The sequence below is a fragment of the Pseudofrankia coriaricola genome (assembly GCF_001854805.1).
GTDB lineage: Bacteria > Actinomycetota > Actinomycetes > Frankiales > Frankiaceae > Pseudofrankia.
On sequence record NZ_MBLO01000234.1, the window covers coordinates 92810 to 108000 of the forward strand.

The following is a 15191-nucleotide window of genomic DNA, read 5'->3' on the forward strand; positions in this document are numbered from 1 at the left end:
GCGTGCCGCGCCGCGGGCCACACGGTCAGGACGTCATGTCGCGGTAGCGGAAGAGGAGGGCCGTGATGAGCGCGGCCACGAGGCCGTACAGCAGAATGCGCAGGCCGGCGTCGGCGTAGGTGGTCGGGTAGCCGTGGCCGCCGTTGGCGATGTCCTGCAGCAGCTGGCCGGGCAGCCAGTGGCCGGCGGTCCCCCAGATGCCCGTGACGATGATCTCCACCGGCAGCACGTACGCGAGCCCGACCGAGATTGCCGCCGCCGGAGACCTGAACACGATGGCGACCAGCGCGCCGAGCACCCCGTATCCCCAGGCGTTGAGCAGGTTGTTGGCGATCCCCTTGCCTAGCTCGCGCATCCCCGCCGCCGACGTCCAGGCGTCCGTCGGCACGCCCTTGATCGGCGCGAGGACGAACGACAGCGCGACGCTGACGGCCGCCGCCGCGAGCACGACGAGCGTGATGAACGACGCGAGCGCCAGGCATTTGCCCGCGAGCAGCTGTAGACGGTGCGGCTGGGCCATGAGCTGGTTGCGCAGGGTGCCCCGGCTGTAGTCGCCCGCGAGCGCCGCGGCGACCACGCACAGCCCGACAACGCCGAGCAGGATGCTGATCGCGTTCAGCCCGTCGACGATGCCGGTGGGCCGAGCCAGGGAGCTGGTGTGCGGGTAGTCGCCGTAGAACTCGCGCCCACCGGTGGCCATGAAGGTCAGCACGGCGCCGAGGGCGGCGACGGCCGCCGTCGCGCTGAACGTGCCGACGACGAACCGTCGGCGCCGCAGCGGGAGCCACTCGGCGAGGAATGCCCGGGCCATCTATAGACCTCCCCGATGCCGGCCCGACCCGGTCTGGGAGGTCGGGGACGAGCGCGTACGGCCGGCGTCGGCCCCCTGACCGGGCTCGGCCGGGTAGACGTCCGGCGCGGCGGTCTCGGCCGCGGCGGTCTCGGCCGCCGGTGCCGCGGCCCAGCGGCCCCTGACCGTCTGGACGCTGGGCAGCGGGTCGCTGGACAGGACGTCGCCGTCGGTGCCGCCGGTGGCGCGCAGGAACGTCTCCTCCAGGTTCGGCCGGTGGGTGCGCAGGCCGCGCAGCGCGATGCCGGCCCGCATCGCGGCCCGGTTCAGGTCGGCCGCCATCCGCTCCGGCGCGTGCGCGACGACGACGACGCGCTGGTCGCACGAGTGCGCCGCGACTGTCGGCGGCCCGTCGAGGCGGATCTCCGCCCGCACGCCGTCGTCGGCGAGCACGGTGAGCAGCCGGCGCGCGTCGGCGCAGCGCTCGGGGGTGAGCAGGATCCGTGGGTCCCCGGCGGCCAGCAGCTCGCTGGTGCGGCCCTGGAACAGCAGTCGCCCACCGCGGATCATCACCACGTGGTCGCAGATCTGCTCGACCTCGGAAAGCAGGTGGCTGGAGACGAACACGGTCATCCCGCCGTCGGCGAGCTCACGCAGCAGCGCGCGGATCTCCCGGATACCCGCCGGGTCCAGCCCGTTCGTCGGCTCGTCAAGGATCAGCAGCTCCGGCTTTGACAGCAGCGCGGCGGCGATGCCGAGGCGCTGCTTCATGCCGAGCGAGTAGCTGGCGAACGGGTCGCCCGCCCGGCCCGTGAGCCGGACCATCCGCAGCACCTCGTAGATCCGGTGGTTGTCGACGCCGCGCAGCACCGCCAGCTGCCGCAGGTTCTCCCGGCCGGACAGCCCCGGGTGGAAGGTCGGCCCCTCGATCATCGCGCCGACGTGGCTGAGGTAGCGCTCCGGGTGGCTTATCGGCTCGCCGAGGACATAGCCGACGCCTTCGGTCGGGCGGACCAGCCCGAGCAGCATCCGCAGCGTCGTCGACTTGCCCGCGCCGTTGGGCCCGACGAACCCGGACAGGGCGCCCACCGGTACGTCGAGGTCGAGGCGGTCCACGGAGCGGCGATGGTCATGCAGCTTGGTGAGCCCGCGGGTCCAGATCGCCGCGTCCGGGCGCCGGCCGAGGCCGGCATGCGGGTCGCGGTGTGGGTCGCGGTGCGGCAGGTGCGGGTGGGGGAGATGCGGGTGGGGCAGGCGGGCATGCCCGTGCAGCGGGTGCGGCAGCCGCAGGTTGGGCAGGTTCGGGAACACCGACGTGCTCGGCTCCCTGATCACGGCGGGGCGGGTCTCGCCGCGCCCGCGCCGGCCCGCCCGTCCCCGCTCGCCCGACGTCATCCGGTGGTTCCTCCCGCAAGGCAGATCACGACTGTGCGCGCGAGGTATCCGTCACGTAACGGCGCGTGCGTCCTAGCGCAGGCCTACCCGCTCTGGTGTTGGCCGTACCGGGCGAGCACCCCGGCTCCGGTCTCGGGCCGCGCGGTAGCCCGGCGTCGGCCCGCCTCGCGCCGAGACGGACGCATACCGCGTAGTGACCGCGCGTCACCAGTGTCGACCGGCCATGTCTGCTTCCGAGCCGCTGGGCGACAATGGCCCACAATGTGTAGTCCCGGAGGGAGGCGCTCCGGTTCCGTCCGCCACTAGCTCCGACACGCCGGGTTGTGCGATGCCGGGAACCTCCCTCAGACAGCGGGACCGGCGGCTCACGCGGCCCGCCAGGTCGGCTTGGCCCGCCGCGGCCGGATCGGGCGAGCACGGTTGGCGGGCGGGCGCGCGAACAGACGAATGAGAGCGTGGGCGGGGAGAGCCGCCCGGGCTGGGATGGCGCCCACCGGGTGGCGGAAGATCCCCGTGGGGCGAGGTCGGGTCGAAGGAGCGCCGGGGTGATGTCGGCGCCGTGGATGCCAGGGAGTGATCGTGGGCGGATCGGCGGGGCTGCGCCACGGCATCCGCGTGCTGGTCGGGCTCGCCGTCGTCGCGGTCATCGCGACGATGATCCTCGCCGTCTACTCGTCGGTCCGGGCGAACGACGCCGCGGCGGAGCGCGCGAACCGGCTCGACCCGGCCGCGACCGTCACCGCCCAGCTCTACACGGCGTTCGTCGACCAGCGGAGCGCACTGCGTGGCTACCTCATCTCCGCCGGCGCGAACGACCAGCTGCTCGACCCCTTTCGCGACGCGGAGACGAACATCCCCCTCCTGACCGTCCGGATGCGTAGCCTGGTCGCCGACTTCCCCGACCTGCTCACCCGGGTTGACACGCTGAGCCGCACGTACCAGACCTGGCGGGACGGCGTCGTCCAGTCGGAGCTCGACGAGGCGGCCGGCGGCAACGCGCTGGCCGCGCAGCTCCTCGAGATCAGCGACGTCAGCCTGCAGCGTTTCCGGGACCTGCGCACGGCCAACGAGGGCCTCACGAAGGCCATCGCGGACGAGCAGTCCGCGGCGACCGGCCGGGTGAAGAACTCGGCGGACCTGCTGCTCACCTCGGTCGGCACCGTCGTCGCCGTGCTGCTGGCGATGTCGCTGCTCATGCTCGTCCTTTCCCGGCGCTGGCTCATCCTCCCGATCAACGAGCTGCGCCGGGCGGTGAACGCCGTCGCCGCCGGTCGCCACGACACCACGATTCCCGCCGTCGGCCCGCGCGAGATCGTCGACCTCGCCGGCAACGTCGAGGCGATGCGCGCCCAGCTGGTGAGCCTGGTCCGTCAGAACGAGCGTTCCTGGGAGGCGCTCGCCCAGGAGGGCCCTGCGGTGATGGCGCTGCGGGACGCGCTGACCCCGTCGTCGCTGCGCGACACGGCGGGGCTGGAGCTGTTGGGCCGGGTCGACCCGGCCGAGGGCGCGCTCGCGGGCGACTGGTTCGACGCCATCGAGATGCCCGACGGCCGGGTCGCGATCGTCGTCGGCGACGTCGCCGGGCACGGCGCGGCCTCCGGCGTCTTCGCGTTGCGGCTCAAGCAGCTGCTCACGGCGTCGCTGTCGCGTGGCTCCGAGCCCGCGACGGCTGTGCAGTGGGTGGTCGAGGCTCTCGGCGACACCGACGAGACGTTCGCGACCGTGCTGATCGCGCTCATCGACCCAGTGGACGGCGAGGTCATCTACGCCAACGCCGGCCACCCGGACGCGCTTGTGCTGCGCGCGGGCAGGTCCACCGCGGCCGGCGCCGGCGCGCGGACGCGCGCCCGTGCCGCCGCCGGCTATCGGGCCGGCTATGTGGGCGGGCGCGACGACTTCGACGAGATCGACGAGATCGAGGACCTTGACGACCTGGACAGGCTCGAGGACCTGGACGACCTTGACAAGCTGGACGACGGGGACGGCCTCGGCGACGTCAACGACCTCGTCGGGCTCGACCGTCTCGATGATCTCGACGACCCGGAGGGCCTGGACCGGCTGGCCGGGCTGGGCCTGGTGGAGCCGTTGGAGTCGACCGGGCCGCTGATGTCCAGCCTGGTCGCCGAGCCGGGGGCCTGGCGCACCGGTCGGCTTCGCCTGCGCCATGGCGACGTTCTGTTCGTCTATACCGACGGCCTGGTCGAGGCGCGTGACGACGGTGGCCGGCTGTTCGGCCGCCACCGGCTCGTCGGCGAGCTGATCCGCGTCTCCGGACGCTCGCCCGACCGGCTGCTCGACGATGTGTTCGCGGCCGTGCGCAGCCACGCCCCCGGCCGCCCCAGCGACGACCGCACCGCCATCGCCCTCTCGCTGAGCCCGGCCGTTCCGGGAGCCCGCCGAGCCCGGACATAGTGGCCTGGCCTCGTCATATGTCCTGAGGACGACGAACCTGCGTGATGGCAAGGTTTTTGGGTAGATCCCTGACCATGAGCGACGAGTCCGGTCGGTCGACCAAGTCGACCGACACTTTGCCTCCCACCACCCCCGACGGAGCCGCCGCGTCCCGCCGCGGTGGCCGGAGCGCGCGGCTGCCCTCCCTCGGCGGCCTGATCAGGCTCGTGGCGTTGCTGGTCGTCCTGGCGGTACTCGCCGGCGCGGTCAGCTTCGTCGCCGGCTGGCGGCCGTCGTTCCTCCACAACCCGTTCAGTGAGAAGAAGGTCGACCGTAGCTCCCCGGCGGTGCTGCGGTCGCTGGAGAACATCAGCGACTACCACGCGGCGAGCGCCCACCTCGAGGTGGTCGTCGACGTCGAGGACGACACGAAGTGGATCCCGTCCTCGCTCAAGGGCGAGCGGGTGCTCTTCGTCGGCGTCGGCACCGTCGACTCGGTGGTCAGCTTCTCCGGCCTCGACGGCAAGCGGGTCACTGTCGACGAGGCGACCAAGTCCGTGACCATCAAGCTGCCAGCGCCGACGCTCGGCAAGGCGAACCTCGACCTGAAGCGCAGCTACGTCGTCGCCCGCCAGCGCGGCGTGCTCGACCGGGTCGGGGGCCTGTTCGGCGGTCAGAGCACCGATCAGGACCTCTACGTCAGGGCGACCCAGCAGATGCAGGCGGCCGCGGCCACAGACGGCCAGGTGATCGCGTTGGGCAAGCAGAACACGACTGCGATGCTGCGCGGCCTGCTCGGCGCACTGGGCTACACCAACATCACCGTCACCTTCGAGGAGGACAAGAAGTGAGGTAGGGCGGAACGCTCCGCCTCGACAAGGGCCCGGGCGCGCGCGACGCGCCCGGGCCCGCGCGCGTCCGGCGCCGGGTATGCGACGGTAGGCGGCGGGCCGGGGACTGCCAGGACACTCAGGGACAGTGGAGGCGCCGCGATGACGACGACGGACCACGGCGAGGCCGCCGGCCAGACGGGGCCGGCCGCGGAGCTGGTCGACTATGGGTTCTCGCCGGGGCTCAAGGCGCTGCGGGTCCAGCGCCGCGGCGATGACGGGCGGGTCGTCCAGGTGACGATGCTCGGCCCGGGCAAGGGCAACGCGATGGGGCCGGACTTCTTCCGCGAGCTCCCCGAGGTCTTCGCGGCGCTGGACGGGGATGACTCGGTGCGCGCCGTCGTCATCGCCGGCTCCGGCGCGCACTTCTGCTACGGGCTGGACCTGACCGCGATGCTCGGTGGGCTCACCGCGGGCGGCGCGGACGACGGCGGCCTCGCCGGGGCCCGCACGGCGATGCTCGAGAAGGTCCGCTCCCTGCAGCGCGCCCTCGACGCGGTGGCCGGGTGCCGCAAGCCGGTCGCCGCGGCCATCTGGGGCTGGTGCATCGGCGGCGGCGTCGACCTCGTCGCCGCCTGCGACGTCCGCTACGCGAGTGCCGACGCCCGGTTCAGCGTCCGGGAGGTGAAGGTGGCGATCGTGGCCGACCTCGGCAGCCTCCAGCGGCTCCCGGCGATCATCGGCGACGGCCACCTGCGCGAGCTCGCGCTCACCGGCAAGGACATCGACGCCCGGCGCGCCGAGAAGATCGGCCTGGTCAACGACGTCCTGCCCGACCAGGCGGCGGCCTTCGCCGCCGCGCACGCCTTCGCCGACGAGGCCGCCGCCAATCCGCCGCTCGTCGTCCAGGGAGTCAAGGAGATCCTCGACGTCGCCCGTGGCCCGGCGGTGGCTGCCGGGCTGCGCTACGTCTCGGCGTGGAACGCCGCCTTCCTGCCGTCCCACGACCTGAACGAGGCCGTCACCGCGTTCGTCGAGCGCCGCCCGCCTCGCTACCAGGGCCGCTGACCCCGCCGCGACCGTCCCGGTGCCGGGCGGGCGGCTCGTCGCCGCCTCGCCGGGCTACTCGGCCGAGGCGGGTGGCTTGGGAGTGGAGGTGCGGCGGATCGTGGCGGCGGCGCGGCCTCGCTGCGCGCCGCCGCCCGACGAGCTCCTGGCCGACGGCGGCGGGACCATCGGGCCGACGTCGCCGTCCGGGGCCGTGTCGAGGTCGACGACGACCGGGGCGTGGTCGGAGGTGCCGGTGCCCTTGCGGGCCGCCCGGTCGACCCATACGGCGGCGACCCGTTTCGCGAGGTCGGCGCTCGCCAGCGTCAGGTCGATGCGCATGCCCATGTTCTTCGGGAAGCACAGCGCCCGGTAGTCCCAGTAGGTGTAGACCACGTCGTCCGGCCAGCGGGTTCGCAGCACGTCTACCAGGCCGACCTCGGTCACCGCCCGCAGCGCGGCTCGCTCCGGCTCCGTGACGTGGGTGGCGCCGACGAAGTCGGCGGGATCCCAGACGTCGGCGTCGGTGGGGGCGATGTTGAAATCGCCGCAGGCCATCGTCGGCCGGTGCGGCGCCGCCTCGGCGAGCACACCGCGCAGCGCGGCGAGCCATTCGAGCTTGTAGGCGTAGTGCGGGTCCTCAGGCGTACGGCCGTTGGGGATATAGAGCGACCAGATCCGGATGCCACCGCAGGTCGCGGCGACGGCCCGCGGCTCGTGTGTGCCCGCGGGGAAGCCCGGGTCGCCGGGCAGGCCGCGCTCGACGTCGTCGAGGCCCTCCCGGGACAGCAGCGCCACCCCGTTCCAACGGCCGTCGCCGTGGTGGGCGTAGCGGTAGCCCCGGCGGAAGAGGTCCTCGTCGAAGGCCTCGGCGAACGACTGGTCGTCGAGCTTGGTCTCCTGCAGGCACACCACGTCGGGCTGAGCACGGTCGAGCCATTCGATCAGCCGCGCCTGCCGGGCCTTGGCCGAGTTGATGTTCCACGTCGCGATCCGCACATCGAAGACGTTAGTCCCCCCGTCCGACAAGCCACGTGATCCTCCCGCCCCCGCCTCCGGCGGATGGGGCGGGACAGGAGGGGGGCTCGTCAGACCTTGGCCCGGCGGCCGGCGGCCGGCCCGCCGGGCGCGGCCGCCGCGTCCGCGGGGCAGCTTCGCGCTGTCGGTGTCGGTGTCGCCGTGGGTGGCGGTGGCGTCAGTGGCCGCGGTTGGTGAGGCCGTAGGAGATCGAGCGCAGGCGCCACTCCAACGACCGGCCGTGGGCCCGCCGTGCCTCGACCGGGTCGGTGCCGGCGGCGGGGGCGTCGTCGGGCGTGGTGGACAGATGCGCCTTCAGTAGCGGGAAGGCGAGCCGCTCCTCGGCGTCGAGGTGCTCGTTGACGATCAGGTGCAGCTCGGCGAGCATGTCGGCGCGCTCGGCCAGCGGGAAGGACCGGTCGTCGGCGCCGGCGAGCAGCACCGCGATAGTCGCGCGCTGGCCCTCGAGCCGGTCGATGTCGGTCGCGGCGGCCGGGGCTCGGTCGCGCAGGACCGGCCAGACGAGCTCGTCCTGGCCCGCCTGGTGGCCGCGGAACCGGGTGATCGCGGATGCGATCTCGTCTTCGATGCGTGCGGCGTGGGCGGCGTCGCGCGGGGTGCGCGCGGCGCGCGCGAGGCGGCCGAACTCGCCCCTCATCCACACGTGGGTGAGACGGATTGGCGAGAGGTCGGTGGTGGTGAGCATCGTTGATCACACCTTCGGAGGCGACGGGTGCGAGACCCGTGCAGGGGCTGGATGGTGCCTACGTGTAAATGATTACGCCCGAGGGAGCCTTCCGGTTACAATTTGTCCCCTACTCGACGCGGACTGTAGCAGTTGCGGGCGCGACGCGTCCCGGCCAGCGACGGGCCGCCTCGACTTCGCCCGCCGCTGGCGGCCGAAGTCGAGATCTCCCGCGGTGCGCCAGGGCCAGTGAGGAAATCAGTCCAGAATGCCTGGCAATTGCCGCACTGGTGGTGGCGTCGCCCTGTCGGTTGCCGGACCTCCTGGGCCGCCGCGCGCGTGCCCGAGACAAGACCGCCGGTCCGGCTGTCAGCCTGCCAGGCTGACAGCCGGACCGACGGTCGGTGGGTCCGGATTGGTCGACCGGTGTGGTCAGGGGGTCGCGCCCCCGGCGACGGCGGGCAGCGCGTCGGCGACCTCGGTGGAAACGGCCGTGCCGTCCGCGGCGGCGATGGTGGCGGCGACCTCGGCGCGGCGGCTGGCGAGCTCGGACCGCTCCCGTGCCGCGGCCTGCCGGCGCTCGTCGTCAAGGTCGTCGGCGATGCGCTCGTCCGCGGCCATCAGCGCGCCGAGATCGACGTTCACCATGTCCAGGACGCCAAGCTTCGTATAGGCGTCGCGAATGGTCGGGCCCCAGAGGCCGATGTCCTTCATGCACGGCACGATCCGGCTGAAAAGCAGCGTCTGGAACGTCCTGAAGTAATCGGAGTTCTTGACCAGCTCGGTGCTTTCGGCGAGGTCCAGCCCGACGTTCTCCCAGACCTCGGCGCCGTTGAGCCGCTCGTACATCAGGAAACAGCCTTCGGCGGCGAACTGTTCACGCTCGGCCCGCTCGGCGTCGGTGAGCTCCTTGTAGTAGTCGCGCAGCGCGAGCCGGCCGAACGCGACGTGGCGGGCCTCATCCTGCATGACGTAGGCCAGTATCTGCTTGGGCAGCGGGAGCGGCCTCATGTCGCGCAGCAGGCCGAACGCGGCCAACGCCAGCCCCTCGATGAGCACCTGCATGCCCAGGTAGGGAATGTCCCAACGGCTGTCGGACAGCGTCTGGTCGAGCAGCAGCCTCAGATGCTCGTTGATCGGGTAGATCAGGCTGAGCTTCTCATGCAGGAACCGCGAATAGACCTCGACGTGGCGGGACTCGTCGATGGTCTGCGTCGTCGCGTAGAACTTCGCGTCCATATCCGGGACCGACTCGACGATCCGGGCGCTGCAGACCATCGCCCCCTGCTCGCCGTGCAGGAACTGGCTGAACTGCCAGGACGCCAGATGGTGGCGCAGCTCGTCCCGGTTCGCGTCCGACATCTTGTCCCACGCCGGGGTGCCGTAGATCGCGACCGCCTCATCGGGCAGCCCGAGCGGCCGGCCGTAGGGCACCTGGAGTGACCAGTCGATCCGGGTGCCCGCGTCCCACTGCTTGTCCTTGCCCTTCTGGTACAGGGCGAGCAGCCGCTCGCGGCCCTCGTCGTACTCCCAGCTGAACCGGGCCGCCCCGGAGGCCGGGACGTCCCAGGTCGCGCGTTCGACGGGCTCGACGTACCGCGGGTAGGTGGACATGACGTTCAGCCCCCTCTCCCGACCCACCGGCCCACCGGTCCCGCGGGGTGATGGGGCGGAGGGCGGAGGACGGATCGGTCTGGTGCGGTCGCGTCCGGGAAGGACGCGGCCCTGTGCGGTGACGCTGGCAGTGGTCGGCCCTGGCGGCGGCCTCCGGCAGTCAAGGACGGTCAGACAGTCAGCACCTCTGATCGTGCCAAACCCGACGGTCAGAGACACCCCCCGGCGACCAACTTTGTTACCTGCGGGTCACTTCGGCGGGCGCGCCGGACACCCGGCTACTGCCGCGCCAATGAACGCTCGCCCCCGGCCTGCTCCAACAGGCCAACGATCAGTCAGACGCTACGCTTCACCGGCGGCGCGCTACGTCTGACCGATCTCCAGAACTCGCGCCGTGGCGGGCCAACGTTGCCTGTCGCGGCACCAGGTGATGCCTTGGCGCACGACTGCGCGAACTCGTCCGTCCCGACTCCGCCCAGCCGCACCGCGGCCGCTCTTCGTGACCAGCGCATCCGGGATGTACCGGGCGGCGGACCTGCGCCGTCGGCGCCGCGACGCGGCCGCACTGGTCGAAACCTGGCCACGGCCCGCGTTCGCGTCGCCGGGCTGGCTGCACACGGTCAGCCGCCGTTCCGGCGGGCGTTCTGGCTGCCGCCCCGGCCTCAGCGCACGATCAGCGAGGCTTTCGACGCCACCGCCACCGCCACCGCCACACCGCCACCGGGTCAGGTCAGGTCAGCGGCCCTGGGGGCCCCAGGAGCCTTGGCCGGGGGTGGGCGGGTGCTGGGCGCCGGGCTGGGATGGCCGCGGGACGCCGCCGGTCGGTGGCCCCGGGGGCCGGTAGCCGGGGCCACCAGCCTGGCCGGGCGCCGGGTAGACGGGAGAGCCGTGACCGGGGGTGCCCGGTGCCGGCGCGCCGGCGGGGTCGTAGGCGGCGACCGCGCTGGCGGCGACGCCGGCGGCGGCCGGGCGGCCGACCTTGGGCTCGATGCGGCGCAGCGTGACCGACGTCAGGTAGAGCAGGACGGCGCCGAGCGCCAGGGCCACGGCGATGTCGAGCACCCAGACGCCCGCGCTGTGGTTCCAGAGCGTGTCGCGGGGCGCGGTGCCGATCCGGTCGTCGCCGAGCTTGCCGGCGTTGTTGAGATCGTCGGTCGCGGCGAGTGCGGCGAAGGCCCAGCGTGCCGGGGCGAGCCAGCTGACCTGCTGCAGCCCGAGCCCGTCCGACACGGTGATCAGACCGCCGGAGAGCACCAGCTGCGCCATCGTGATCAGGACCAGGAACGGCATCGTCTTGTCGGCGTTGTCGACGAGTGTCGAGACGAGCAGGCCGATCATCATCGACACGAGCGCGGCGACGACGATCGCGATGAGGCACTCCAGCAGCGGCGAACTGACCACCACCGCCTCTTCCGGCGTGCGCCCGACCAGGCCGATCAGCGTGAAGATGATGCACTGCAGCGTCGTGATGCCGGTCAGGATGACGATCTTCGAGCCGAGATAGGCCGATCTGGACAGGCCTATGGTGCGTTCTCGACGATAGATGTCCCGTTCTTTGACGATTTCGCGTACCGAGTTGGCCATGCCCATGAAACAGGCGCACAGGATGAGCACGACGAGGACCTTCGTCGCGTCGCTGTTCGGCCGGCCGTTTGCCAGTACCCCTAGGCCGTTCGGCGCGGGAATGACCCGCGGGATGATACCCAGGAAGACGGGGAACGCGGCGATCAGGCGCAGGTACGACCTGTCCGCCAGGATGACCTTCAGATAGCGGCGGGTCAGCGTCGACAGCTGCTTGGGCACCGACTGCTGACGGATGCTCGGCAGCGCCGGCGGCGCGGTCCGCACCGACGGCGCGACCATGGCCGACGGCACGTAGTACTCGGAGGCGCGGAACCGGGCCGCCATCTGCTCGCCCGGGGTCGCCTCAAGCTCCCGGAAGACGTCGACGAAGTCCTTGAAGTCCCGCTTGCCGAAGTAGGTCAGCGCCCCGTCCGGCGGGCCGAAGTAGGCGATGAAACCACCGGGGGACAGCACCAGGACGTAGTCGCATCGGTCGAGGAACAACACGCTGTGGGTGACGACGATGACGGTGCGGCCCTGCTCGTCGGCGGAGCCCGCGCCACCACCCTTGGCCAGCGTCCGCAACGTGTCCATCACGGCCTGGTCGTTGGCGGGGTCAAGACCCGACGTCGGCTCGTCGAGGAACAGCAGCGACGGCCGGGTCAGCAGCTCCAGCGCGACGCTGGTGCGCTTCTTCTGGCCGCCGGACAGGCGCGAGACCGGGGTGTCGGCATGCTGCGTGAGCCCCAGCTCGCCAATCGTCTCCAGGACGCGGGCGCGCCGCTCGTCGGTGGTGGTGTCTGCGGGGAAGCGCAGCTCGGCGCCGTACTCAAGGGCCTGGCGGACGGTCAGCTGGGCGTGCAGCGGGTCGGCCTGCGGGACGTAGCCGATCCGGCGGCGCAGCTCGTCGTACTCGTCGTAGAGGTCGCGGCCGGCGTAGCGGACGGTGCCGGCGTCGGCTGGGCGGAAGCCGGTGAGCGCGTTGAGCAGCGTCGACTTGCCGGCGCCGGACGGGCCGACGACGCCGAGCAGCGAGCGGGCCGGCAGCCGGAACGTCATGTCGCGCATCAGCTGCTTGGTGCCGGCCCAGACGTTGAGGCTGGTCGCCTCGAACGCGACGTCGCCCGAGTCGCGGTACTCGACGAGCGTCGCGCCGTCGAGCTGGTACAGGTGGTGGCCGATCGCGATCACGTCGCGCTGCCCGACGGGGGCGCGCTGCACGCGTTGGCCGTTGACGAACGTGCCGTTCGACGTGTCGAGGTCGATGACCTCGGCACCGCCGCGGTGCAGCAGCAGTTCGGCGTGGTGGCGGGAGGCGAGCAGGTCCGGGACCGAGACGTCGTTGTCGCGGGACCGGCCGAGCCGGATCCGGCCGCCGGAGATCGGGTGGACCTTGCGCGCGGCCGGCACCGACGGGTTCGTGGTGGTCGGTACGCCCGACGGGCCGGTCCCGGCCCCAAGTACCGGCTGGCCGGCCAGGACGGGCAGGAGCTGAGGGGTGGGCGGTATCTGAGGGCCGGGCTGGACTGGCGGAGCGGGCTGGGCCGCGCGCTGTGCGGGGGGAGCGGCGGCAGCCGGCCGCTGCGCCTTCGCCGGCGCCGGGGACTGCGGTGATGACGACTTCCGGACCGTCGACCCCGCCCAGGCGGATCCTTGCCACCTCGCCGAGCTGGAGCTCCACCTCGGTGACGCGGCGGCCGTCCCGCCAGATCCCGTTGGCGCTCTGGTCGACGACCCGCCAGCCGGACGCCGACGGCGCGAGCAGCACGTGCTGGCGCGACACCTTGCTGTCGCTGATCGCGATGGTCGAGGACCGGGCCCTGCCGATCACCGCGGATTCCGGACCGGTGAGCAGCGCCTCTCCCGCCGATGTCGTCACCCGAAGAGCGGTGCTGACCACCCCGTCCCCCTCCGCTGTACTGCTCGTCTACGCCTGGGCACCGCGATGCGGGCGTCCAGCCGCGTGATGATCACGCGGCCTGAGCGCCGCGTTACCGCCGGCCCGGCCATCCCCCACGGACCGGCAAGCGCGAATCTGGTCCGCGCGTTTCGGTCCTACGTTGACAAACACGCTAGTGCGCCCAGGTTCCGCACGGAACGGGCGGGTCCTTACAGCCGTGTCGAATTTCCGACGGCACATGCATCGAAACGCAGTGGGTAGGCAAAGCACTACGGACGGGTATCCAGGGGCTGGCTCAACTCGACCCGGCGGGACGTGGCCTGGCGGGGAGTGGACTGGCGGGACCTGGCTGTCAGTGCCTGCCTGGCAGGGCCCGGCCGTCAGCGGCCGGCAGCCAGCGGCCGCGGACGCCGGCCGAATCCGCCGACGGATCCCTCGTCCGGCACCGGTCCGGCACCGGTCACACCATAAGGCCGGAAAACCATCTAAATCGGTGACAAAGTTCTGAGGAGGAAGCAAATGGCACTCCCCGCGCGTAGCGGCGACGTCCGCCCGATGCTGGCGAAGTGGGACCCGTTCCGGGAGATCGAGGACGCCTGGGCGAAGATGGGCAGCCTCCTCGGCGACGTGGTCGGTGGCGGGGCGCCGGAGGGCCGCACTTTCAGCACCCTGGCCAACATGATCACCCCGGTCGACATCGAGGAGACCGATGACGGGTTCATCGTCGAGATCGATCTCCCCGGCGTCTCGAAGAAGAACATCACCATCGACCTGCAGGACAACGAGCTGATCGTCGGTGGCGCGATCGAGGAGCGGGAGCGCACCGGCAAGCTGCGCCGTCAGGCCCGCCGCACCGGCTCGTTCGAGCACCGCATAGCGCTGCCCGGCGACGTCGACCCCGAGTCGGTCCGCGCCTCGCTGTGCGACGGCGTCCTGACCATTCGCCTCGCCAAGCAGCGTGCCACCCACCCGCGCCGCATCGAGATCGACGCCGCCTGACCCACGCGGCGCAAAGGACGAGCCCGCGGGCCTACCGATGGCGAAACTAGATCACCCGGGGGACCTTGGGGCCGGTGACGCCCCAGAAGACGAGGCGGATCATCGCCTGGCGCAGGTCGGCGACGTGGATCTCCCAGGCCTCGAAGCCGGGCTGATGGGCGGCGACATGCGCGAGCATCGAGACGAGCGCGCCGGCCATCGCCATCGGCTCGACCTCGGCGCTGCGCCCGGCGCGGGTCTGCGCCTCCTCGACCGCGCCCGCGAGTGACCTCGTGATCGCGTTGAGCATGCGCACCCGGGCGCGGCGGAACCGCTGGTCGCCCTCCTCGGTGAGCAGGTCGACGACCCGCAGTACCGGCTGGTGCGCCTGCCAGAACGTCAGGAACCCGTCGACAAGCGACTCCGCGCTGTGCCAGCCGGCGGCACCCCGCCACGGCCTGGCACCGACGAGGTCCGACAGGTGGGAGCCCTGGTCGGCGACCTGCTCGGCGAGCGCGAGCATCGCCGTCTCCATGTCGACGAAGTACTGGTAGAAGGTCGCGGGTGAGGTGCCCGCCTCGCGCGTGACGTCGGTGACCGTGAGCTCCCGGTACGGGGTCGTCTCCAACATCGCCGCGGCGCAGTCCAGCAGGCGGGCCCTGGTCGCGAGACCTCGCCGGCCCGGCACCCGGCCGTCCGCCGCCCGCGGCGCCGCGGCGGCCGGGCTGGTGTCGGCCGAGCTCGCGGCGTCGGCCGGGCCCGCCTCTGTCGCGGCGCCCGCCTCGGTCGGCACGCCCGGCTCGCCCGCGTCGCCCTGGCCGTTGCCCGCGTCTGCGCCGACCGCGAGCCGGGCGCTGGCTCCGCCCGCCGCCGCGCGGCCGCGGCCCCGAGGACTCTGGTGGGGGGAGGCATTGGCGGGCTTGGCGGTCTTGTCGAGGGCAGGGGCGTCGGCTGGAGACACGTGGTAAGCGTAAGGCGACG

11 protein-coding genes and 1 pseudogene are annotated in these 15191 nt (G+C 72.3%); 4 read left to right on the forward strand and 8 right to left on the reverse strand.

Annotated features, from left to right (window positions below; all coding sequences use genetic code 11):
- Positions 1–25: 25 nt before the first annotated feature.
- Positions 26–811 (reverse strand): ABC transporter permease subunit, encoded by a 786-nt coding sequence (locus BCD48_RS30055; protein ID WP_071051745.1) that lies wholly within the window; start codon positions 809–811, stop codon positions 26–28.
- On the reverse strand, positions 812–2185 hold the full coding sequence (locus tag BCD48_RS30060; protein ID WP_083419413.1) for an ABC transporter ATP-binding protein: 1374 nt from the start codon (positions 2183–2185) through the stop codon (positions 812–814).
- A 579-nt stretch (positions 2186–2764) separates the two neighbouring features.
- Here BCD48_RS30060 and BCD48_RS30065 point away from each other — a divergent pair.
- The 3 genes from BCD48_RS30065 to BCD48_RS30075 all read left to right on the forward strand — a co-directional run bounded on the left by BCD48_RS30065 (position 2765) and on the right by BCD48_RS30075 (position 6474).
- Entirely contained in the window at positions 2765–4597 is a 1833-nt protein-coding gene (locus BCD48_RS30065; protein ID WP_071051807.1) for a PP2C family protein-serine/threonine phosphatase, read from the forward strand.
- A 74-nt stretch (positions 4598–4671) separates the two neighbouring features.
- Positions 4672–5427, forward strand: a complete 756-nt coding sequence (locus tag BCD48_RS30070) for a DUF4230 domain-containing protein (RefSeq protein WP_071051746.1) — start codon at positions 4672–4674, stop codon at positions 5425–5427.
- A 141-nt stretch (positions 5428–5568) separates the two neighbouring features.
- Complete coding sequence (locus tag BCD48_RS30075) at positions 5569–6474, forward strand: crotonase/enoyl-CoA hydratase family protein (protein WP_116271710.1); 906 nt, start codon at positions 5569–5571, stop codon at positions 6472–6474.
- A 54-nt stretch (positions 6475–6528) separates the two neighbouring features.
- Here BCD48_RS30075 and BCD48_RS30080 read toward each other — a convergent pair whose 3' ends face one another.
- The 5 genes and pseudogenes from BCD48_RS30080 to BCD48_RS54225 form a co-directional block, all read right to left on the reverse strand.
- Positions 6529–7452 (reverse strand): exodeoxyribonuclease III, encoded by a 924-nt coding sequence (locus tag BCD48_RS30080; protein WP_071051747.1) that lies wholly within the window; start codon positions 7450–7452, stop codon positions 6529–6531.
- A 196-nt stretch (positions 7453–7648) separates the two neighbouring features.
- Positions 7649–8176 (reverse strand): hemerythrin domain-containing protein, encoded by a 528-nt coding sequence (locus BCD48_RS30085; protein ID WP_071051748.1) that lies wholly within the window; start codon positions 8174–8176, stop codon positions 7649–7651.
- A 411-nt stretch (positions 8177–8587) separates the two neighbouring features.
- Positions 8588–9769, reverse strand: coding sequence for a ferritin-like domain-containing protein (locus tag BCD48_RS30090; RefSeq protein WP_071051749.1), 1182 nt, complete (start codon positions 9767–9769; stop codon positions 8588–8590).
- 735 nt (positions 9770–10504) lie between these two features.
- Positions 10505–12742, reverse strand: a complete 2238-nt coding sequence (locus tag BCD48_RS30095) for an ATP-binding cassette domain-containing protein (protein ID WP_241842102.1) — start codon at positions 12740–12742, stop codon at positions 10505–10507.
- A 289-nt stretch (positions 12743–13031) separates the two neighbouring features.
- Positions 13032–13232 (reverse strand): annotated as a pseudogene (locus BCD48_RS54225) (FHA domain-containing protein); the annotation flags it as partial.
- A 519-nt stretch (positions 13233–13751) separates the two neighbouring features.
- Here BCD48_RS54225 and BCD48_RS30105 point away from each other — a divergent pair.
- Positions 13752–14231 (forward strand): Hsp20/alpha crystallin family protein, encoded by a 480-nt coding sequence (locus tag BCD48_RS30105; protein ID WP_071051751.1) that lies wholly within the window; start codon positions 13752–13754, stop codon positions 14229–14231.
- A 46-nt stretch (positions 14232–14277) separates the two neighbouring features.
- On the opposite strand, the gene BCD48_RS30110 is transcribed toward BCD48_RS30105, so the two are convergent.
- Positions 14278–15171: a TetR/AcrR family transcriptional regulator gene (locus tag BCD48_RS30110; RefSeq protein WP_198543454.1), complete on the reverse strand. Its 894-nt coding sequence runs from the start codon at positions 15169–15171 to the stop codon at positions 14278–14280.
- Between the last annotated feature and the right edge of the window lie 20 nt (positions 15172–15191).

What these genes read in the sequence shown, in the direction of transcription:
- BCD48_RS30055 (WP_071051745.1), bottom strand. Translation starts at nt 811, where the DNA reads ATGGCCCGGGCATTCCTCGCCGAGTGGCTCCCGCTGCGGCGCCGACGG.
- BCD48_RS30060 (WP_083419413.1), bottom strand. Translation starts at nt 2,185, where the DNA reads ATGACGTCGGGCGAGCGGGGACGGGCGGGCCGGCGCGGGCGCGGCGAG.
- BCD48_RS30070 (WP_071051746.1), top strand. Translation starts at nt 4,672, where the DNA reads ATGAGCGACGAGTCCGGTCGGTCGACCAAGTCGACCGACACTTTGCCT.
- BCD48_RS30075 (WP_116271710.1), top strand. Translation starts at nt 5,569, where the DNA reads ATGACGACGACGGACCACGGCGAGGCCGCCGGCCAGACGGGGCCGGCC.
- BCD48_RS30085 (WP_071051748.1), bottom strand. Translation starts at nt 8,176, where the DNA reads ATGCTCACCACCACCGACCTCTCGCCAATCCGTCTCACCCACGTGTGG.
- BCD48_RS30090 (WP_071051749.1), bottom strand. Translation starts at nt 9,769, where the DNA reads ATGTCCACCTACCCGCGGTACGTCGAGCCCGTCGAACGCGCGACCTGG.
- BCD48_RS30105 (WP_071051751.1), top strand. Translation starts at nt 13,752, where the DNA reads ATGGCACTCCCCGCGCGTAGCGGCGACGTCCGCCCGATGCTGGCGAAG.